The sequence below is a fragment of the Streptomyces sp. NPDC043996 genome, assembly GCF_056435225.1.
This window is the reverse complement of sequence record NZ_JBWKEY010000010.1, coordinates 1-20616: the sequence shown is the minus strand read 5'-3', so window position 1 is coordinate 20616 and position 20616 is coordinate 1. Positions and strand designations below refer to the sequence as shown.

The 20616-nt window shown below is 74.3% G+C and carries 12 protein-coding genes; 5 read left to right on the top strand and 7 right to left on the bottom strand.

Translation table 11 applies throughout. The annotated features are described in order from the left end of the window. Window positions 1–2: 2 nt before the first annotated feature. From AC07A4_RS25245 to AC07A4_RS25230, 4 genes are all read right to left on the bottom strand, one after another. On the bottom strand, window positions 3–1334 hold the full coding sequence (locus AC07A4_RS25245) for a PrsW family intramembrane metalloprotease (protein ID WP_478602491.1): 1332 nt from the start codon (window positions 1332–1334) through the stop codon (window positions 3–5). 42 nt (window positions 1335–1376) lie between these two features. Continuing rightward, the gene (gene trmB, locus AC07A4_RS25240; protein WP_478602489.1) at window positions 1377–2144 is read right to left on the bottom strand and encodes a tRNA (guanosine(46)-N7)-methyltransferase TrmB; all 768 of its coding nucleotides are present in this window, start codon (window positions 2142–2144) and stop codon (window positions 1377–1379) included. Between the two features lie 150 nt (window positions 2145–2294). Then, window positions 2295–3500, bottom strand: coding sequence for an L-2-hydroxyglutarate oxidase (gene lhgO, locus AC07A4_RS25235; RefSeq protein WP_478602487.1), 1206 nt, complete (start codon window positions 3498–3500; stop codon window positions 2295–2297). 82 nt (window positions 3501–3582) lie between these two features. Next, window positions 3583–5028 carry an MFS transporter gene (locus AC07A4_RS25230; protein ID WP_478602485.1) on the bottom strand — a complete coding sequence of 482 codons (1446 nt, stop codon included), beginning with the start codon at window positions 5026–5028 and terminating at the stop codon, window positions 3583–3585. Between the two features lie 726 nt (window positions 5029–5754). On the opposite strand from AC07A4_RS25230, the gene AC07A4_RS25225 reads away from it, so the two are divergent. Together AC07A4_RS25225 and AC07A4_RS25220 are read left to right on the top strand one after the other, a co-directional pair. Beyond that, entirely contained in the window at window positions 5755–7860 is a 2106-nt protein-coding gene (locus AC07A4_RS25225; protein WP_478602483.1) for an asparagine synthase-related protein, read from the top strand. A gap of 393 nt (window positions 7861–8253) precedes the next feature. Continuing rightward, the gene (locus AC07A4_RS25220; RefSeq protein ID WP_478602481.1) at window positions 8254–11532 is read left to right on the top strand and encodes an ATP-binding protein; all 3279 of its coding nucleotides are present in this window, start codon (window positions 8254–8256) and stop codon (window positions 11530–11532) included. Window positions 11533–11579: 47 nt separating this feature from the next. On the opposite strand, the gene AC07A4_RS25215 is transcribed toward AC07A4_RS25220, so the two are convergent. Both AC07A4_RS25215 and AC07A4_RS25210 read right to left on the bottom strand, forming a co-directional pair. Continuing rightward, window positions 11580–13574, bottom strand: a complete 1995-nt coding sequence (locus AC07A4_RS25215) for a sigma-70 family RNA polymerase sigma factor (RefSeq protein WP_478602479.1) — start codon at window positions 13572–13574, stop codon at window positions 11580–11582. A gap of 270 nt (window positions 13575–13844) precedes the next feature. Further along, on the bottom strand, window positions 13845–14612 hold the full coding sequence (locus tag AC07A4_RS25210; RefSeq protein ID WP_478602477.1) for a TetR/AcrR family transcriptional regulator: 768 nt from the start codon (window positions 14610–14612) through the stop codon (window positions 13845–13847). 372 nt (window positions 14613–14984) lie between these two features. Between AC07A4_RS25210 and AC07A4_RS25205 the strand changes: the two genes are divergently transcribed. Together AC07A4_RS25205 and AC07A4_RS25200 are read left to right on the top strand one after the other, a co-directional pair. Further along, window positions 14985–16340 (top strand): NAD(P)/FAD-dependent oxidoreductase, encoded by a 1356-nt coding sequence (locus AC07A4_RS25205; protein WP_478602475.1) that lies wholly within the window; start codon window positions 14985–14987, stop codon window positions 16338–16340. 223 nt (window positions 16341–16563) lie between these two features. Further along, a complete protein-coding gene (locus AC07A4_RS25200) occupies window positions 16564–18228 on the top strand; it encodes an ATP-binding SpoIIE family protein phosphatase (protein ID WP_478602473.1) in 1665 nt (554 codons plus the stop codon). Window positions 18229–18233: 5 nt separating this feature from the next. Here AC07A4_RS25200 and AC07A4_RS25195 read toward each other — a convergent pair whose 3' ends face one another. Further along, on the bottom strand, window positions 18234–19502 hold the full coding sequence (locus tag AC07A4_RS25195) for an MFS transporter (RefSeq protein WP_478603147.1): 1269 nt from the start codon (window positions 19500–19502) through the stop codon (window positions 18234–18236). A gap of 115 nt (window positions 19503–19617) precedes the next feature. Here AC07A4_RS25195 and AC07A4_RS25190 point away from each other — a divergent pair, with 115 nt between their 5' ends. Then, window positions 19618–20166, top strand: a complete 549-nt coding sequence (locus AC07A4_RS25190; protein ID WP_478602471.1) for a MarR family winged helix-turn-helix transcriptional regulator — start codon at window positions 19618–19620, stop codon at window positions 20164–20166. Window positions 20167–20616: the final 450 nt, after the last annotated feature.

Below are 20616 nucleotides of genomic sequence, written 5' to 3'. Positions count from 1 at the left end.
CGTCAGGTGCGGTAGGGGTTGTACGGGGGCAGCGCCGGGCCGTAGGCGAGGGCGGGCCCGTACGCGGCGTGCGGCAGCGACACCGGTCCCGGTGTCGCTGACGTCGCCCGTGCCGCGTAGCCGAGGGCGGGCCCGGCCACGGGGCGGCGCTCCCACAGCGCCTGCAGGAGCTCCCGCTCGCGGGCGGCGAAGTCGGCGCCGCCGCGGCCGCCGCGGGCCCGGTGGCGAAGGAGCGCGAGGGCCGTCGCGTACGTCTCGTACTCCACGACGGTGCGGCCCGCGGGCTTGCCCAGGTGGAACACCGCGTAGTCGCGGGCGAGGGTGCGGGCGTCCATCGAGCCGAGGGCGTACGGCTCGGGCGCGGCGAACCAGCCCGCCGCCGCGTACACGGGCAGCTCCTCGCGCGCCAGGCGGAGCTCGCGCTGGCGCAGCCAGACGGCGAGCCAGGTGAGCAGCCCGAACAGCGGGAGCATGAAGGTGGCGTAGACGACGAAGAAGCCGTACTCGCCGAAGCCCGCGGAGCCGTTCCAGAAGGCGTGCAGGCCCATCGCCAGGACGAGACCGGCGCAGGGCAGCAGGGCCCTGCGGACCGTGCGGTGCTCGGCGGCGGTGGCGGCGATGCCGAAGCCGATGCCGGTGAGCGCGGTGAACAGCGGATGCGCGAACGGTGACATGACCACGCGCACGAAGAAGGTCGCGGCGGTCACCGAGGCGAGGCCGCTCTCGCCGCTGAGCTGGTCGGTGCCGAAGGCGTTGCCGAGGTAGAGGATGTTCTCGGTGAAGGCGAAGCCGGTGGCGGTGACGCCCGCTATCACGAACCCGTCGACGACCCCGGTGAAGTCGCCCCTGCGGAACAGGAACACCAGGAGCACGGCCGCCGCCTTCGCGGTCTCCTCGACGACCGGCGCTATGACGGTCGCGCCGAGGGTGTCCGCGCTGGTCGGGTCGGCGGTCGCGGTCGCTATCCAGCGGGTCGCGAAGCTGTTCGCCACGATCGCGATGAGCGCGGCCGCGCAGGCCCCCCAGGAGAAGGCGAACAGCAGGTTCCGCCAGGGCCCTGGCGCCACCCGGTCCAGCCAGCGGAACGCGGCGACGAGCAGCGGCACCGGAAGCGTGGCGAGGCCGAGGCCGACCAGGAAGCCCTCGGTGCCCGTCTGCTCGCGGACCAGCGCGAGGATCACGAGTCCGGACAGCGCGAGCAGCGTGACCAGGCCGGTCGCCCGGATGGCCCCGCGCTGCCACAGGGGCGGCCGCCGGGGCCCGGGTGCCCCTGCGCACCCGGCGGGCCCGCCGGGCGGCGTCGGGTGGCTCGGGCGTGCGGGACGGGTGGCCACGGTTTGACCCTAACGAGGGTGGGGGCGGGCCGCGACGGTGCCTCAGGCCCCGCCGAGCGTGGCGGCGCGGTGGAAGAGGAGGTCGTTCACGACGTGCCCCTTGCGCAGGCCCTGGCCCTCGAAGCGGGTGAGCGGCCGGAACTCCGGACGCGGCGCGTATCCGCCGTCCGGCTGGCTGTTCTCGAAGTCGGGGTGCGCGGTGAGCACCTCGAGCATGTGCTCGGCGTACGGCTCCCAGTCCGTGGCGCAGTGCAGCAGCGCGCCGGGCCTGAGGCGGGGCGCGAGCAGCGTGAGGAAGTCCGCCTGGATCAGGCGCCGCTTGTTGTGGCGGGCCTTCGGCCAGGGGTCGGGGAAGTACACCCGGGTGCCGTCCAGGCACTCCGGGGCGAGCATCTCCCGGAGCAGGATCACGGCGTCGCCGTTGGCGACCCGGATGTTGGTCAGGCCGTTCTGGTCCGCGAGGTTGAGCAGGTTGCCCTGTCCTGGGGTGTGCACGTCCACGGCGAGGATGTTCGTGGCCGGGTCGGCGGCCGCCATCCGCGCGGTGGCCTCGCCCATGCCGAAGCCGATCTCCAGGACGACGGGGCGGTCGTTGCCGAACAGCTCCGCGAGGTCGAGGACCTTTGCGCCGTCGATGTCGAAGCCCCACTTGGGCCACAGGCGCACCAGGGCGTCGCCCTGGGCGGTGGTGACGCGGCTGCGGCGCGGGGTGAAGCTGCGGATGCGGCGCTCGAAGCGGTTGCCCGTGGGGTCGGGGGCGGGGCCTTCGGGAAAGCGGGGGGTGCCCTTCGGGGGCGGGTTCTCAGACACAGTGCCCCCATTTTATGGCGCCGGGCCCTACCGGGGGTCCCCAAACCCGCCCCTTCCCGATCCGGGGGCTGCCGCCCCCGTCCCCCCGCTCAAAGCCATTGGTGCTCCGCGCCTCGTCCTCAAACGCCGGACGGGCTGGAACGCCCGGTGTCACAGCGAAGCCAGGACCCGGCGGGCCACCTCCCGGCCGATCGGGAGGGACGCGGTGGCCGCGGGGGACGGGGCGTTCAGTACGTGCACGGTGCGTGCGCCCTCGCGGATGAGGAAGTCGTCCACGAGCGTGCCGTCGCGGAGCACGGCCTGGGCCCGGACCCCGGCCGCCGCGGGCACCAGGTCCTCGGAGCGCACGGCGGGCAGCAGCCGCTGCACCGCCCGGGTGAAGGCCTCCTTGGAGAGGGAGCGGCGCATCTCACCTGCCCCGTACCGCCAGTGTCTGCGGGCGATGTGCCAGGAGCCGGGCCAGGCGAGCGTCCCGGCGAGCTCGCGGGGGCGCACGACCCCCCAGCCGTACCCCTCGCGGGCCAGCGCGGGCACCGCGTTCGGGCCGACGTGGACGCCGCCGTCCACGCCGCGTGTCAGGTGCACGCCGAGGAAGGGGAAGGCGGGGTCCGGCACGGGATAGACGAGGCCGCGCACCAGATCGGGGCGGGCGAGGTGGAAGTACTCCCCCCGGAAGGGCACGATCCGCATGCCGGGGTCGTCACCGGTCAGGCGGGCGATCCGGTCGCAGTGGAGCCCGGCGCAGTTCACCAGGACCCGGGCCCGCACCACGTCCCCGCGCGCGGTGCGCACGGCGACGCCGAGGCCGGGTCGCCGGTCGACGCGGACCACCTCCGCGTCGTACCGCACGTCGGCGCCGGAGGCGTGGGCGAACTGCGCGGCGACGGCGCCGTAGTCACAGATCCCGGTGGTGCCGACGTGGATGGCGGCGAGGCCGCGCACCTCGGGCTCGTGCTCGGCGATCTGGGCCGGGCCGAGCTCGCGCACCGGGATGCCGTTCTCCCGGCCGCGCTGGACGAGGGCGTGCAGGCGGGGCAGCTCGGCGCTGTCGGTGGCGACGATCAGCTTGCCGGTGACCTCGTGCGCGATGCCGTACTCGGCGCAGAACTTGACCATCTCGGCGGCCCCGCGCACGGCGAAGCGGGCCTTCAGGGAGCCGGGGCGGTAGTAGATCCCGCTGTGGATCACGCCGCTGTTGCGGCCCGTCTGGTGCCGTGCGGGGCCGCTCTCCTTCTCCAGGACCGTCACCCGCGTGCCCGGCGCGGCACGCGTCACGGCATAGGCCACCGAAAGACCGACGATCCCGCCACCGATCACGAGGACGTCACAGTCGTACGTCACAGCACCCCGACCCATCGCCTTCACCTCCCACCCCGATAGTGCCCTGCACCACTGACAACGCCGTTAAACGTGGTGGGGGCCCTTCGAGACGCGAGACTCACGCCGGTGCGACCAGCAGCGGCCGCGCCCTTTCCCGCAGCTCCACCACCCGTGGCTCGTCCCCGTAGGGCTCCAGGCGGTGCAGCAGGTCCTTCACGTACTCGGTGGTGCGCGCGGAGGAGATGCGTCCGGCGACCTCCACGGCCCGCACGCCCTGCTCGCAGGCCGCGTCCAGGTTCCCGGACTCCAGCTCGGCGACGGCGGACACGACGAGCCGCAGACCGTGCGAGCGGACGAATTCCTCGGTGGGCCGGGACAGGGCCTGCTCGGTGAAGCGGCGCACCTGGCGGGGCGCCTTCAGGTCGCGGTAGCACTCGGCGGCGTCCGCGGCGAAGCGGTCGTAGCCGTAGAAGCCGAGCCAGGAGGGGTCGTGGTCGCCTTCGCGGGAGCGCTCCAGCCAGCCCTCGGCGGCCCGCAGCGCGGTGCCCGCGGCCTGCGCGTCATGGGCGCGCGCGTGCGCGCGTGCCTCGACGAGGCGGAAGAAGCTCATGGTGCGGGCGGTGGCGAGGCCGCGGTTGCGCTCCAGGGCGGCCTGCGCGAGGTCCACGCCCTCGTCGCCGAAGCCGCGGTAGGTGGCCTGGAGGGACATCGACGCGAGGACGTACCCCCCGAGGGGGACGTCGGCGGCGGCGCGGGCCAGGCGCAGCGCCTGGATGTAGTACCGCTGGGCGGCCTCCTGCTGGCCGGTGTCGAAGGCCATCCACCCGGCGAGCCGGGTCAGTTCGGCGGTCGCGCCGAACAGGGCGCGGCCCACCTCGTCCGAGTACGAGCCGAGGAGCAGCGGCGCCGCCTCGACGCGCAGGCACTCGGGGACCATCGACGAGCGCCAGTCCCCGCCGCCGTACTTGGAGTCCCACCGCCTCGCGTCCTCCGCGGCCTCGCGGAGTTTCACCACGTCGCTGTGGCCGACCTTCATCGGCGCGCCGCCGTCGTCCGCCTTGCCCGCGTCGCGCGGCCCCTCGCGGCCCGCGTCGCGCGCGACCGAGCTGTCGGCCGGGGTTATGAGCCAGCGGGACGCGGGCGTGGCGTAGGCGCTGACGGCGAAGGAGCCCGCGAGGGACTGCCAGATGCCGCCGCCCGCGCGGCGGCCCGCGAGGTCCAGGCGGTACAGCTCGGTGGCGGACTTCACCGCCGCGCCCACGTCGCGCGGGAAGGCGAGGCCCACCTCGGGCGCCGGGTCCGCGTCGGCGAGGCCGATCTCGTGCAGGGGGACGGGGCGGCCCAGCTTCTGGCCGATGGCGGCCGCGATGAGGTGCGGCGCGGCGCCCTGCGGCACCATGCCCTTGGACACCCACCGGGCCACCGAGGTCTTGTCGTACCGCAGCGTCAAGCCGCGTTGGGCACCTAGGTCGTTGACCCTGCGCGCGAGTCCCGCGTTGCTGATTCCCGCGAGGGCGAGAACGGTGCCGAGCTTTTCGTTCGGCCCGCGTTGCTCCCTGGACATTGCGCCACCCCTCGACACAGACGGCTGCCGGGCAGTGGCGAGACCGCGCGGCATTCGGCTTGCGTTCCCCCGGGGGCGGCGACCGGGGGTCCTCGGTGCGTACGGCGTGTCGTGCGCCGCTCTCCCGATCCCCGGCCGCAAGAGCGTGTGGCCGAGCCCCCAGGTATATGCCTCCGCGAAAACATCAGCACACCCAGCGTAGTTCGATGAATCCCAAGCGTTAAGAGGCACAGTTCCGTATGGCGAGATTGTTGTCCGTACGGGAGTGCGGCACCGTCGGATCGTGCTCCGGGTGTGTGGCCGTGCGCCTGTGCGTGCGCTCTTCTTTGGTCATGGGGGGAGCGCTTCCATGGATGACGCGTGGGTCGGCCCGCTGCGCTGGAGTCAGCGGGCTGGGGGACACCGCCGCCTCCATCCCCGCGGGCGGCGGACCGGTCCGGGAGGCGCACACCGCCTCCCGGGCTGTGCGTAGGGCGACACGCCCCCGGGGGCGTGTTCGGCCATGGCCGAATTGGCCGAAAATCGATGCCGCCTGCGCGGGCTCCGGCCTTCCCACGTCCGCTTGTTGACGTCGTTGCCGACTCAACCACCGATCACGCGGGGCGTGTTCGCGCCGGTACGGGCGCCGTCGTAGGCCCTCTCGCGCGCCTCCTTCGTGGCAGCATGGGACCCCAGTCCCCAGGTTTGAATGGGTGCACTGGTTGTCCACAGCCCGTGGAGGCGGCGATGCGGTGGTTGGTGGGGTGGAGCAGTACCACCACGAGGCCCTCGGCCGCCGTCGGTGCGGCGGGCGCCACCGGCGACGACGGCGAGACCGTCCACCCCGTGGGCTCCCAGCTCCTGTGGGGCGACCCCGACCCCCTGTGGGCGGTCGGCGACTGGCGCCCCGACGAGGTCCGCACCGTCAAGGCCGACGACGAGACCTCCATCGCCGTGCTCGGCACCTGCGGCGCCAGCGACGAGGAGCTCAGGGTCAGCCTGTTCGCCGCCCGCGGCGGCGCGCTGCGCCACCTCACCGCCTGGCCCGGGAGCTACACCGCGGTCGTCCGCGTCGGCCGCCGCGTGATGATCGCCGGTGATCTGGCGGGCGCCCGGCCGGTGTTCTACACCCCCTGGGCCGGCGGCACCGCCTACGCCACCGCCGCCCTGCCGCTGGCCGACCTCATCGAGGCCCACCTGGACATCGGCCACCTCGCGGCGCTGCTCGCCGCCCCGGACGTCCCGGAGGCGCTGCACGACTCGACGCCGTACCAGGGCGTGCGGCGCGTGCCCCCGGGGCATGCCCTGATCCTCCGCGCGGGCGCGCGGGAGATCGCCGGGTACGAACCCGTCGCGTCCCTCGCCGTCGCGGCACCCCCGACCGACGAGGCCAGCGCCGTGGACGGCGTCCGCGACGCCCTCGTCGAAGCCGTCCGCGCCCGGCTGCGGGCACCGCGGCACGTGCCGGACATCGACCCCGGGCCCGTCCCCGGCATGGGGCCCGCCGAGCGGCGCGCGGCCCGCGGCATGCCGGTGCCCGGCATCGGCGCCGACCTCTCCGGCGGCCCCGCCTCCGGCACCCTCGCGCTGCTCGCGGCGGGCCTTCCCGGGATGCCGGGCACGGTCCTCGGCCACGGCACCGGCGCGGGCGAGCGGCTCCTCGCCGTCACCTTCAACGACCTGGCCACGGGCGGCCGCGAGGCCGAGCTCCAGCGCGCGGGCACCATCGCCGCCAACCCCCGGCTGCACCACGTCGTCGTCGCCGGGGACGAGGAGAGCCTGCCGTACGCCGATCTGGACAGCCCGCTCACCGACGAGCCCAGCGGCGTGCTCGTCGCCGCCCAGCGCCACCGGATCCGGCTCGCCTCGGGCAGCGCCGACCACTTCACCGGCTACGGCGCGCGGCAGGTGCTCGACGCGCACCCCGCCCGCCTCGCCGACCTCCTCATGGACCGCAAGCGCAGGCACCTGGTGCGCCCGGTCACCGCCCTCGCCAAGGCCGAGGGCTCGGTCCTGGTCCCCGCGCGCGTGTACGGCGCCGCGCGGCGCCTGGCCCGCACCCCGCACCGCGCGGGCGTCGAGACGCTCGCCGAGCGGCTGCTGCACCGCAGCTTCGACGAGCCCGGCGGGGCCGTGGGCGCCTCGCTCGCCGCCCTCGCCTGGGCCAGACCGGGGCCCGCCGCGCGCTGGCTCACCGGCGAGGCCCTCGCAGAAGTATCGGTTCGTCTCCAGGAGACGGTGACGCGCCCAGGACCGGGCCCCGGACAGCGGCCCGGTGAGTTCCGCGCGCGGGCCGCGCTGTTCCGGCACGCGGCGGACCTGCGCCTGCTGGAACAGGCCGCCGAGGTGCGCTCGCAGCGGCTGCACGCGCCGTTCCTGGACAACCAGGTCGTGCGCGCCTGCCGGGCGCTCCCGGAGTCCCTGCGGGTCCGTCCCGGGGCGCGGGCCGAGATCCTCCGTACGGTCCTGGAGGGCGCCGGAGTCACCGAACTCCCGCCCGGCTGGGGCGCGCCGTCCCACGCCTCGAACGCGGCGGCCGCCCGCACCGGCCTGCGCGTGGCCGTGGACGGCCTGATCGCCCTCTTCGACGCGCCGCTCCTGGCCGAGGCGGGCCTCGTGGAGGCCCGGGTCGTCCGCAAGGCGCTGCGCGCGGCCGCCGAGGGGGAGCAGGTGCCGCTCGACGGGCTCGCCGACCTCGTCGCCACGGAGGTGTGGCTGCGGCGGCTGCTGTCCCGGCGCGGGACGTGCTGGACGGGCACGCCGGCGCGGCAGCGCGCGGTGCCTACCGGCACGGTGCTCCCCCAGCAGGCCCCCCTGGGTGCGGGGCGCACCCCGCACTCCCTCCCGCACTGACACCTCGCCCCCCCCGTCATCGGCACCCTCTATCGGCGCTCCGCGCCTCGTCCTCAAACGCCGGACGGGCTAAGACTGTCGCCGCAACCGGCAGGTTTCAGCCTGTCCGGCGTTTGAGGACGAGCGCGCAGCGCGATCGACGAGTCCGGCCCGACGCCTGAGTACGAGCGCGCAGCGGGACCGATCAAGCCCGTCCGGCGATTGAGGACGAGCGCGGAGCGCGGGGATTGAGCCCGTCCGGCGATTGAGGACAAGCGCGGAGCGCGGAGATTCAGCCCGTCCGGCGTTTGAGGACGAGGTGCGGAGCGCCGATGGGGGCGGGTGGGTGGGAGAAGAGGGTGGCCGGGCAGCCGCGGGGCGGGGCGTCCCCCGGCGAAGGGTCAGAATGGCTGCGTGCGGTATCGAGTTCTGGGCGCCACGGAGGCGTACGACGAGCAAGGGGCCCCCATCCCCGTGGGCGGCCCCCGCCTGCGCGCGCTGCTCGCGGCCCTGGCCCTGCACCCCACCCGTACCGCCTCCGTGGACACCCTCATCGACGCCGTCTGGTCGGACGCCCCGCCCGCCGCCGCCCAGGCCGCCCTCCAGGCCCTCGTGGGCCGCCTGCGCCGGGCCCTGGGCAAGGACGCCATCGCCTCGGAGCCCGGCGGCTACCGCCTCACCGCCGCCCCCGATGACATCGACCTGCACCGCTTCGAGCGCCTGGCCCGCGAGGGCACCGCCGCCCTGGACGGCGGCGACCCGGCGGCGGCCGCCCGCACTCTGCGCGAGGCGCTTGCCCTGTGGCGCGGCCCGGCCCTCGCCGACCTGCCCGACCGCACGGCGGCCACCCGCCCCGAGGCCCGGCGCGCGGAGGCCGTACGGTCGCGGATCGAGGCGGACCTGCGGCTCGGCCACGCCCCGGACGTCGTACCGGAGTTGCGGGAGCTCACCACCGCCCAGCCGTACGACGAGGCGCTGCGCGCCCTGCTCATCCGCGCCCTGCGCGACGCGGGCCGCGGCGCGGACGCCCTCGCCGCGTACGAGAGCGCGCGCCGCACCCTCGCCGACGGCCTCGGCACCGACCCGGGCCCCGAACTGCGGGCCTTGCACGCCCAGTTGCTGGAGCCGCCCGAAGCGGCAGGCCCCCCGGGCACCCCGAAGGACAGCACCCCGAAGGACAGCGCCCCGAAGGGCAACATCCGCCCCCGCCTCACGTCGTTCGTCGGGCGGGAACCCGAACTCGCCGCCATCCGCACGGACCTGCGCGGCGCCCGCCTCGTCACGCTCACCGGACCCGGCGGCTCCGGCAAGACCCGGCTCGCCGAGGAGGCCGCCGCCGGACACCCCGCGGCGTGGCTGGCCGAACTCGCCCCGCTGGAGCGGCCCGAGGCGGTCCCCGGCGCCGTCGTCAGCGCGCTCGGCCTGCGCGAGACCGTCCTGATGACGAGCGAGCTGACGGCCCCGCAGGACGACCCCGTCGCCCTGCTCGTCGAGCACTGCGCCGCCCGCGAGCTGCTCCTGATCCTCGACAACTGCGAGCACGTCATCGGCGCCGCCGCCGAACTCGCGGAGACCCTCCTCACCCGCTGCCCGGCGCTCACGATCCTCGCGACAAGCCGTGAGCCCCTGGGGGTCCCCGGCGAGTCCGTGCGCCCGGTCGAGCCGCTGCCGCCGCACCCGGCGCACCGCCTGTTCGCCGAGCGCGCCACCGCCGTGCGCCCCGGCTTCGACGCGTCGGCGGACACCGCGGCCGTCGACGAGATCTGCCGCCGCCTCGACGGCCTGCCCCTGGCCATCGAGCTGGCCGCGGCCCGCCTGCGGCTGCTCACGCCCCGGCAGATCGCCGACCGCCTCGACGACCGCTTCCGGCTCCTGAACCGGGGCTCGCGCACGGTCCTGCCCCGCCAGCAGACGCTGCGCGCGGTCGTCGACTGGTCCTGGGACCTCCTTGACGAGGCCGAGCGCACGGTCCTGCGCGAGGTGTCCGTCTTCGCGGGCGGCTGGGACCTGGAGGCCGCCGAGGCCGTGTGCACCGGACCCGCAGCCGATCTCGTCGGCGCCCTCCTCGACAAGTCCCTGGTCGTCGCGACACCGTGCACCGCCGCCGCGGCCGGCGGCATGCGCTACCGCCTCCTGGAGACCATCCACGAGTACGCCACCGAGCGCGCCGCCGAGACCCCGGGGCCGCGCGCGGCCGCCGCCGCCCGCCACGGGGCGTACTTCGGGGACCTGGTGGAGCGCGCCGAGCCGCTGCTGCGCTCGGCGGCGCAACTGCCGTGGATCGGCCGCCTGGAGACCGAGCTCGACAACATCCGTGCCGCCCTGCACCGCTTCATGGACTCCGGCGACGAGCGGGGGGCCACCGCGCTCGCGCTCGGCATGGGCTGGTTCTGGTGGCTGCGCAACTACCGCGTGGAGGGAGCGGACTGGGTCGCCCGCGTCCTGACGGCGGCCACACCACCGGGGCGGCCGCCCGAGCCCGCCCCGCTGGCCGCCGCCTCGCCGTTCGCGCCGGGCGCCGCCGGGCTCGACGCGGTGCTCGCCGACGACGGCCACCCGCTGTACTGGCCGCGCATGTCCCTGCGCATGCTGCACCTGTTCCTGACGGTGGAGGGACGCCCCTCGGACGTCCTCGGCGAGGGCCGCGACCGGGAGTACATCCTGCGCGTGCGGGAGGTCTTCGCCCGTCCGGTGCCCGCCAGCGGCGTCTTCCCCGGCCTGGTGTGGCCGTTCACGCTGTACTACCTCGACCAGTCCCAGGACGTCCTCGCGCACCTGGACCAGGCCGTCGCCAGCTGCCGCCGCTTCGGCGGCGACTGGGAGGTCGCGGTCACGCTGATGTTCCGCGTGCACACCGTCATCGACCGGCCCGGCAACCTCATGGGCGTCGACGAGAACCTGGCCGAGCTGCGCGAGCTCAGCCGCCGCGTCGGCGACCGGTGGCTGCGCGCGCAGGTGTGCAGCGCCTCCGGCGAGGCGGACATGGTCCGCAGCCGCCACACCGAGGCACGCGCGCAGTACGACGAGGCGCTGCGCCTGGCGTACGAGGTGGGCGCGCACGCCGAGACGCCCTTCCTGCTGGCCCGCCTCGCCGAGATCGCCTACCGCGAGGGCGACCACGAGCTCGCGGTCAAGGCCCTGGCGGAGGCGGACACCGCGTCCCAGCGGTACGGGGTGGCGGACTCGCGCGCCTTCGTGTGCCTCCTGGGCGCCGTCATCGCGCTCGACGAAGGCGACCTGGCCCGGGCCCGCGCCCTGTGCGACGGGGCCCGCGAGGACGCCCGCAGGGGCACGATGCCGCCGCAGTTCGCGGCGGGCCTCGGCAGCCTGGAGGCGCGGATCACCGCCGTCGAGTCCGGCCCGGCCGCCGGGCTCGCCGTCCTCGTGGACGTGCTGCGCAGGGCGCTGCGCGACCGCTGCTCCGACGCCGTCACGGCGAGCCTGGCCGACTCCGGCGCGGCCCTCTTCGGGAAGCTCGGCGACCACGCCCGCGCGGCCCGGCTGCTCGCCGTCGGCACGAGCTGGCGCGGCGCTCTGCGACGGTCCGCGCCGGAGGACGCCGAAGCCGCTCTGGTGGCGTCCGCCGCGCGCGCCGCGCTCGGCCCGCGGGCGTACGACGAGGTGTGCGCCGCGGCCGACGCGCTCAGCGAGGACGACGTCGTCGCTGAGCTGGCGGCGGCCTCGCCCTCCTGACGGCCCGGTTCCGGGCGCCGCTTCAGGTCCCCGTTCCGGGCGCCGTCTCAGGTGCAGCGAAGCCGGGACTGCGCCCAGTCCGCGAGGGCCACCGAGTCGAAGTCCGTGTGCGGCTCCACGACCAGGCGGATCGTCTTGCGTCCGGTCAGGCCGACCCGTACCGGAATCGCCGCGTCGCCGCCCTTGACGACGGGCGAGCGCCACAGGCGCACCCCGTCGGCGTACACGGAGAACCGCACCTTGCCGAGGCGCATCGTCATGTCGTCGACGCCGACGAGGGCCTCGTAGGAGGTGCACTTTCGGTTCAGGTCGATGGTGACCGAGGACTTGCCGTGCACGGTCACGCCGTGGCCGTAGCGCCGGTCTCCGATGGACATGCCCCAGCGCTGCCACACCCAGCTGCTCTCGCCGAGCCGCATCTCGGGCTTGGTGCCGTCGCCGGTGAGGTTGTACTCCAGCTCGTTCCACTGGTACTCGACCGGCGCGGGCGGCGGCGGTGGTGGCGGGGGCGGCGGCGGAGTGGGCCGGGGCGGTGTCGGGCTCGGCTTCGGCGGCGCGGGCGGCTTCGGCTTGGGCTTCGGCGGCGGGGGCTTCGGCTTCGGCTTGGGCTTGGGGGTCGGCTTGGGGGAGGGCTTCGGCGGCGTGGGCTTCGCCTTGGCCGGGGGCACCACGGGCCGCGGCTCGGGGGCGGGCGGCTGCGGCTGCGGCAGGGACTTGGAGGGCGGCGGGTTGCGGGGGATCACGGGCGGCACGGCGGAGGCGGTCGGCTTCGCCCGCGGCGGCTCGTCCTTCTTGTCGTCGCCCCCCGCGAGCGCGAGCGCGAGGGCCGTCCCGGCCACGACGACGGCGCCCGCCACGATCCCGACCTTCGCCGGAGTGCCGAGCCCCTCGGCGGCGGCCGCGCCACCGGCCCCGGCGGAGCCCGAGCCGCTGCCCGCCGCGGCCCCGGCGGCACCCGCCGCGCCCGCGCCCGCCGCGCCGCCGCCGATGAGCGCGGCCACCTTGCCGTACCCGGCGGCACCGAACCAGCCGATGACGGCGACCGGCACGACGCCGGGGATGCCGCTGGCGACTTCCTTGATCTGGCCCGCGGCGAGCCGGCAGTTGGCGCACTCCTCCAGGTGCTTGCGCAGGCCCCGCTCGGCGCGGGTGCGCAGGCCGCCGCGGGCGTACGCGCCGAGCCGGTCGGCGTAGCGCGCGCACTCCTCGCTCTCGGTGAGCGTGGCGCTCACATGGGCCTGGAGGTAGGCCTGCTTGAGGCCCTCGCGGGCGCGGCTGGCGAGCACGCGGGTGCCGTTGGCGTCCAGGCCGAAGAGGGTGGCGACCTCGCTCGGCGACTCGTCCTCGACCTCCGTGTGCCACAGGACGGCCTGCCAGCGCTCGGGGAGGCTGCGGAAGGCCTGCATGGCGAGGGACTGCTCGGCCTCGTGCATGGCGCGGACGTCGGCGCCCAGGTCCAGCGTCTCGTCGTCGGCGCCGCCGGTGCCCGCGGTGCCCCGGGCGGCCTGCGCGGCGAACACCGCGAAGTCGTCGACGAGCTGCTCGCGCTTGGCCGACTTCGTCCACCCGGCGGCGACGCGCCGCACCGTGGTCAGCAGATAGGCGCGCACCGCGTGCTCGGGGCCCGATCCGGACCGCACCGCCCCCAGCATCCGCGCGAACACCTCGGCCGTGAGGTCGTCGGCGGTGTGCGCGTCCCGGCAGCAGGTGCGGGCGTAGCGGCGGACGGCTTCGGCGTGCCTGCGGTACAGCTCCTCGTAGGCGGAGTCGTCGCCCGCGCGCATCCGCGAGATCAGGTCGGCGTCGGGCGTTGGCGCCTCCGCGCCCGGAGGCGGGGCCTGCGGCCCTGGCGATCCGGCCGAGCCGCCCCCGCGCTGCGGCGGGACGCTCGGGTCGGGGCTGTTCGGGTCGGGGCCGGGCACGCCTGATCCGGCACCGGCACCGGCGCCAGCGGCACCGCCCTGGTTCGGCACCTGCCGGGAGGGCCGCCCGCCAGGCTCGCCACCGGTGGAGGTGGGTTCGTCCCGCCCGTCAACACTCATCGCGGAAAGCCCCCGCACGCACTAATCAGACCCGGACACCGGGAAAGAGTGCCACATGGCCGCGCCAGGTCGAATAGGGACGACGAGCAACCACCCGTCCGGGGCGAGTTAACGGAACCGGGCGCTATCGTTCACTCATTCGGGGAATACTCAACTCCCGGGCTAGTGACGGGAGTTGAGCATTCCGATCCGATGATCTTCCCGCGGTGCTCCGCCGGGGCCCGTCGGTGCCCCGGCGGCGGTCCGCCCCGCCCGTGAGCGGGACCGGCCTCACGCGGGCCGCGAACGGAGACCCTCCAGGAGGATGTCCAGAAGGCGGGACGAGGCCGCCGCCTGCTGTGCCGCGTCCGGCAGCGCGGGCGCCGCCGTGGCGATCACGAGCAGGACGTCCGACACCGTCACGTCCGCGCGCAGCTCTCCCGCCGCCCGGGCCCGGTCCACCAGGCGCCCGACGACGTCGAGCAGCGCCGCCGCCCCCGCGTCGTCGCTCTCCTGTGCCGGAGCCGAGCGCTGCTCGACAAGGCGCAGCTCGGGCGAGAGCGCCGGGGGCACCTGCCGCTGCTGCGGCACCCGGACCTCGCCCGCCAGCGGCCCCTCGGGCCCGTCGTCCACGCTCACGCGCAGCACCTGCGGCGGCAGCAGCCGCCCCGCGCCCGAGGCCACGGACGTCCGCAGGAAGCGCGAGAGCGCCGACCACGGCTCGTCCTCCTGGCCGAGCGCCGCGCGTGCCTGCTCGGTCAGCCGGGAGGTCTCCTCCTCGGCTATCCGTCGCACCAGTACGTCCTTGCTCGGGAACCGGCGGTAGACCGTGCCGACGCCGACCCGGGCCCGTCGGGCCACGTCCTCCATCGGCGCGCCGTACCCCAGCTCGCCGAAGACCTCGCGCGCCGCGCGCAGGACGTGCTCCAGATTGCGCTGCGCGTCCACGCGCAGCGGTGTCGTCCGTGCTCCGTCCCCCACTTCCCGTCCGTTTCCGCTCGAGGCGACGGTCGGTGCCGGCGCTGTCGCGGAAGACCAGTGAGAGTCCTGAATGTGCATATGTGTTCCCCCGGTAATGACGTCTCCCCCCGGAGACTCCCCGCCATTGATGACCGGTGTGTCAGGAGCCAGCCCCCGTACGAACCCGGCAAACCGGACTCAACGAGCGCATCCCCCGACACCCCGACGTCACACGAACATAGTTGAGCCAGGGTCAATTCAGAAGGGGTGGGTTCCGCACGGACGGCCCCCCGATCGGAGTACGCACCGGTTCCCACCCGATTGCACCCCGTACCACCCCCCTGCCACCCCCTTCTGACCTGGCGATATTCCATGCGGTCAGGCAAGTGGACGGCTCAGTGCCGCGCATCGCTTCCAGTCATACAAATCGTCGAGCCTGTGGACAAACGCGAAGTGCGGGTGCGTCATGGGATGGTGACGGAACCTGTGCGCATTCTCGTTGTCGGCGGTGGCTACGTCGGGATGTACACCGCGCTGCGCCTCCAGCGGAAACTGAAGCCGGAGCTCAAGCGGGGCGACGTGGAGATCGTGGTGATCTCACCCGATCCGTATATGACGTACCAGCCCTTCCTGCCCGAAGCGGCGGCCGGCTCCATCTCCCCGCGCCACGTCGTCGTGCCGCTGCGCCGGGTCCTCGAGCACTGCCGCGTCATCGTCGGCGAGGTCCAGACGATCGACCACGCCAAGCGCACCGCGGCCTTCGCCACGCTCGCCACCGCCGAGGAGGGCACCGGCGGCCTCACCCTCACCTACGACGAACTCGTCCTCGCCCCCGGCTCCGTCTCGCGCACCCTGCCGGTCCCCGGCCTCGCCGACTACGGCATCGGCTTCAAGACCGTCGAGGAGGCCATCGGCCTGCGCAACCACGTCATCGAGCAGATGGACATCGCCTCCTCCACCCGCGACCCCGCCGTCCGCGACGCCGCCCTCACCTTCGTCTTCGTAGGCGGCGGCTACGCGGGCGTGGAGGCGCTCGGCGAACTGGAGGACATGGCCCGCTACGCCGCGCGCTACTACCACAACGTCAAGGCCGAGGACATGAAGTGGATCCTCGTCGAGGCCTCCGGGCGCATCCTGCCCGAGGTCGGCGCGGAGATGGGCAAGTACACCGTCCGCGAGCTGCGCCGACGCAATATCGACGTGCGCCTGGAGACCCGCCTCGACTCCTGCGAGGACCGCGTGGCCGTCCTCAGCGACGGCGCCCGCTTCCCCACCCGCACCGTCGTGTGGACCGCGGGCGTCAAGCCCAACCCCCTGCTCGCCGCGACCGACCTGCCCCTGACCGAACGCGGCCGCCTGAAGTGCACCGCCCAGCTCACCGTCGACGGCGCCCCCCACGCGTGGGCGGCGGGCGACGCGGCCGCCGTCCCCGACGTCACCGCCGCCGAACCGGGCACCGAGTGCGCGCCCAACGCCCAGCACGCGGTCCGCCAGGCGAAGCTCCTCGGCGACAACATCGCCGCGTCGGTGCGCGAACGGCCCCTCCAGGAGTACCGCCACAAGTACGTGGGCTCCGTGGCGTCCCTGGGACTGCACAAGGGCGTCGCACACGTCTACGGACGCAAGCTGAAGGGCTACGCTGCCTGGTTCATGCACCGCGTCTACCACCTCAGCCGGGTGCCCACCGTCAACCGCAAGTCCCGCGTGCTCGCCGAATGGATCCTCTCCGGCCTGTTCAAACGCGAGATCGTCTCCCTGGGGTCGCTGGAACACCCGCGCGCGGAGTTCGAACTCGCGGCCGGAGGACAGCGCCCGAAGGAGTCCTGATGCCCCCCGGCAGGAACTCCCCGAGGAGGACCGGCGTCTGACGGATGTCAGTCCGGTCGGCCAGACTGGTCGTGTGACCATGGGCGGGTACGCCAGTACGCCAGACCGCTCCACGCCATGCTGTGTCCTCCCGGGAGGCGGCGCCGCACGCCGCTCCGCCACCGGCCCCACCCGGCCGCACACCCCCGCCCGATCCAGAAGCGACACCACGAGGCCTACCGCAGTGAACTTCACGCGCTGGAGCGCCCGGCTCCCCGGAACACAGCGCCGCGCCGCGGCGCGCACCGAGACCGGCGCCTCCCCGGCACAGGCACAGCGAGGCGAGAGTTCCGTACCCGCCGCCCGTGCCGAGCGCCTCGCCACCACACCCGCGGCCGGTATCGAAGGACTGCCCGCGCGCGAGGTCCTCGACCGGGTCCCCGCCCTCGTCGCCCTCGTGCACGGCCCCGACCACCGCATCGCGTACGTCAACGACGCGTACGCGACCGCGTTCGGCCCCCGCCCCACCGGCGCCCCCGCGCGCGAGGCGCTGCCCGAGCTGGAGGAGGTGGGCCTGCTGCCGCTCCTGGACCAGGTCCTGCGCAGCTCCAAGCCGCGCACGGTCAAGTCCCGCAAGGTCCCCGGCGGCCGTTCGTACACGTTCACCTGCACCCCCGTGCGCCTGCCCCTCGGCGGCGCCACCCCGGACGCCCAGGGCGGCGGCGTGCTCGTCTTCGCCGCCGACGTCACCGACCACGCCGAGGCGGCCGAGCGCCTGCGCGCCAGCGAGCGCACCCAGCGCGAGACCGCCGTGACGCTGCAACGCTCACTCCTTCCTCAGGAGTTGGAGCAGCCCGACGACCTGCGCGTCGCCGCCACGTACCAGCCCGGCGGCACCGAGACCGCCGTCGGCGGCGACTGGTACGACGTGATCACGCTCGGCGGCGGCCGCACCGCCCTGGTCATCGGCGACGTCATGGGCCGCGGCGTGCGCGCGGCGGCCGTCATGGGCCAGCTCCGCACGGCCGTGCGGGCCTACGCCCGGCTCGACCTGCCGCCGCACGAGGTCCTCCAGCTCCTGGACGGCCTCGCCGCCGAGATCGACGCCAACCAGATCGCCACGTGCGCGTACGCGGTCCACGACCCGAACGAGGGCAGCCTGTCGTACGCCTCCGCGGGCCATCTGCCGATCCTGGTGCGCGACGAGAACGGCACGATCCACCGCGCGGACGAGCCCACCGGGCCGCCGCTCGGCACGGGCGGCTGGCTGCACGCCTCAGGATCGGTGCCGCTGGGCCCCGGCTCCACCGCCGTGCTCTACACCGACGGCCTGGTGGAGCGGCGTAGCGAGGACATCGACGAGGGCGTGGCCGCCCTGGAGCGCGCCCTGGCGGGCGCCACCGGCACGCCCCAGGTGATGTGCGACCGCCTCATCCGGGCGCTTGGGGTGGCCGCCGACCACGACGACGACGTGGCGGTCCTCGTCCTGCAGCAGCCCGCGCGGAGCGGCGTGGACGCCGAGCTGTTCCGCAACGCCGCCCTGGAGCTCCTCGGCGGCGTGGAGGCGGCTCCCCGCGCGCGGGCCTTCGCCACCGGCGTCCTCGCCAGCTGGCGGTTCCCGCCGGACCTGCTCGACCTCGGCGTCCTCGCCGCCAGCGAGCTCGTCGCGAACTCCCTCCAGCACGGCACCCCGCCGATGCGCCTGCGTCTGCGCCGCACCGACCGCCGCCTGATCATCGAGGTCACCGACGGCGACGACCACCTGCCGCGGCGCCGCCGCGCCGAGCCCGCGGACGAGTCGGGCCGGGGCATCGCCATCGTCGCCACGATCGCCTCGAACTGGGGCTCGCGCCGCACACCCGGCGGCGGCAAGGCCGTGTGGTGCGAGTTCGCCCTGCCGCGCGCGTAGCCCTTCTAGGAGTGCGCGGTCGCGGGCTCCTGCGTCGTTCCCTGGGCCACGACCCGGCTCTTCTGGAGGTACGGGTGGTTCTGCGCCGGGGTGAGGCGCTTGCCGAGCCGCAGCCCGAGCACCGTGATGCCGAGCGAGAACAGCAGGAACGTCACGATGTACGGAGCGTGCAGGGTGGCGCCCATGGGGCCGCCCACGGCGGGGCCGACCGCGAGGGCCAGCTGCTTGACGAGCGCGAACGCCGAGTTGTACCGCCCGACCATGGACTCCGGCGCCAGGTCGGCGACCAGCGGGGCCACGGTCGGCGCGAGCATGGTCTCGCCGATGCCGAACAGCGCGTACGTCGAGATGAAGGCGGCGGTGGCCATGGCCTGGCTGCCGTGGCCGAGGCCCGCGTACCCCGCGGCGATCCACGCGACGGCCCATATGAGGCCGACGGCGGCGATGACCTGGGAGCGCTTGCGGCGCTCGACGAACCGCAGGACGGCGAACTGGGCGATGACGATCGCGCCGGTGTTGGCGGCGAGCGCGATGCCGAGCGTCGAGGGGGATATCCCCGCGGCCTCCACGCCGTACGCGGACAGGCCGGACTCGAACTGGCCGTAGCAGGCGAAGAACAGCACGAAGCCGAGGACGCACAGCTGGAGCATCACGCGGTTGCGGAAGACGTCCTTCATGCTGCTCTGGGCCTGCGGCGCGGCCTCTCCCATACCCGGGGAGCGGGGCAGGCGCGCGGTGAGCATGACGCCGACGAGGACCAGGAAGATCACGGTCTCGATGGCGAAGAGCAGCGTGAAGTCGCTGGGGCGCTCGTGCTTCACCAGCTGGCCGCCGATGAGCCCGCCGACGCCGAGGCCCAGGTTCTGCAGGAAGAACTGCGTGGCGAAGGCGCGCGTGCGGGTCTGCGGCGTGGAGCACTCGACGATCATCGTCGCGAGCGCGGGCTGCATCACGGCCTGTCCGGCGCCGAGCGCGCCCGCCGAGAGCAGCACGAGCGGGGCGCTGCTGGCGAGCCCCAGGCTCATGGCGCCGACGGCCGCGGCGAGCAGCGCCGCGATCAGCACGGGAAGCGGCCCGCGCCGGTCGATGGCCCGGCCCGAGAAGGGCAGCACGATGAGCGCGGCCACGGCGAAGGCGGCGAGCACGAGGCCCGCCGTCACGGCGCCGAGGTCCCGGACCTGCGCCACGTATACGTACAGGAAGGGGACGGTAAAGCCGAGGCCGAACGCGCTGAGTGCGTTGCCCACGTGGATCCGGCGCATCGCGGCGCCCATCGCCATGGTCACTTTCACCTACCTTAGGAGTGAAGACTTCGAAGCTAAAGTTAGGATCTAAACAATACACATCGAAGGACTTCGATGGCAAGCACGGCCGTGCCATACTGCGGCCATGGGCGACAACCCCGGCCCCGCGGAGCCGACACTCGAAGAGCAGATCGCCGCGTATCAGCGCGAGTTCCGAGGCCTCGACCCCCAGGTCGAGAAGATCGTCTCGGCCCTGGGGCGCCTCAACCGCCGCATGAACGTCGCCTACGGCCGCCAGACGGCGACGCTCGGCATCAGCAACGCCGAGTGGGAGGTCCTCAAGGCCCTGGTCCTCTCGGGCGCCCCCTATCGGATGGGCCCCGGCGAGCTCGCCAAGCGCCTCGGCCTCACGCCCGCCGCGATGACCCACCGGATCGACCGCATGGTCAGCGAGGGCCTCGTCACCCGCGAGCGCGACGAGTCCAACCGCGTGCGAGTGATCGTCGAGCTCACCGACGAGGGCCGCGAGAAGTGGCTGGAGGCGATGCGCCTCGCCACGGTCTTCGAGGAGGACCTCCTCCAGGACCTGACCGCCGTCGAGCGGGGCGTCCTGGGAGAGGTGCTCACGCGCCTGCTGCGCCGGGTGGAGCACGCCCAGCCGGACGCGGGCGGCCGCCTCAACGACCTCGACTGACCGTCCTGACTGTTCACGGATCCAGGGGTTGACACCGCCTCGCCGGATCCGTAAGGTTCTTCGAGTTGTCGCGGGGCCGTAACGGTTCTGCGACAGCGAATCTCGCCGCTCACGCGGCACCCAACCACCAGCACGACCTCCCCGCGGGGCTGATTTCGGCGTGTCCGAATTCAATTCCAAGGGCGCGATTATGAATCGCCGGGAGAATCCGCTAAAGTTTGGGACGTCGGAACGGCCCAACAGCCGCGAAGACACTGCATTAACTATCCGGCTCCGCCGGGTGGCGGTTGACTGGAAATCAGGCCCGAAAGGATCTGATAGAGTCAACACCGCAGGAAGGCCGAAAGGCCGGAAAGCACCGAGGAAATCGGAACGGACCGGGAAGCCGGAAAGATCTGATAGAGTCGGAAACACGAAATACCGAAGGGAAGCGCCCGGAGGAAAGCCCGA

Coding starts and splice junctions, on each gene's coding strand:
- lhgO (WP_478602487.1), bottom strand. CDS start 3,500: ATGGGTCGGGGTGCTGTGACGTACGACTGTGACGTCCTCGTGATCGGT.
- AC07A4_RS25230 (WP_478602485.1), bottom strand. CDS start 5,028: ATGTCCAGGGAGCAACGCGGGCCGAACGAAAAGCTCGGCACCGTTCTC.
- AC07A4_RS25225 (WP_478602483.1), top strand. CDS start 5,755: ATGCGGTGGTTGGTGGGGTGGAGCAGTACCACCACGAGGCCCTCGGCC.
- AC07A4_RS25215 (WP_478602479.1), bottom strand. CDS start 13,574: ATGAGTGTTGACGGGCGGGACGAACCCACCTCCACCGGTGGCGAGCCT.
- AC07A4_RS25210 (WP_478602477.1), bottom strand. CDS start 14,612: ATGCACATTCAGGACTCTCACTGGTCTTCCGCGACAGCGCCGGCACCG.
- AC07A4_RS25205 (WP_478602475.1), top strand. CDS start 14,985: ATGGTGACGGAACCTGTGCGCATTCTCGTTGTCGGCGGTGGCTACGTC.
- AC07A4_RS25195 (WP_478603147.1), bottom strand. CDS start 19,502: ATGGGCGCCGCGATGCGCCGGATCCACGTGGGCAACGCACTCAGCGCG.
- AC07A4_RS25190 (WP_478602471.1), top strand. CDS start 19,618: ATGGGCGACAACCCCGGCCCCGCGGAGCCGACACTCGAAGAGCAGATC.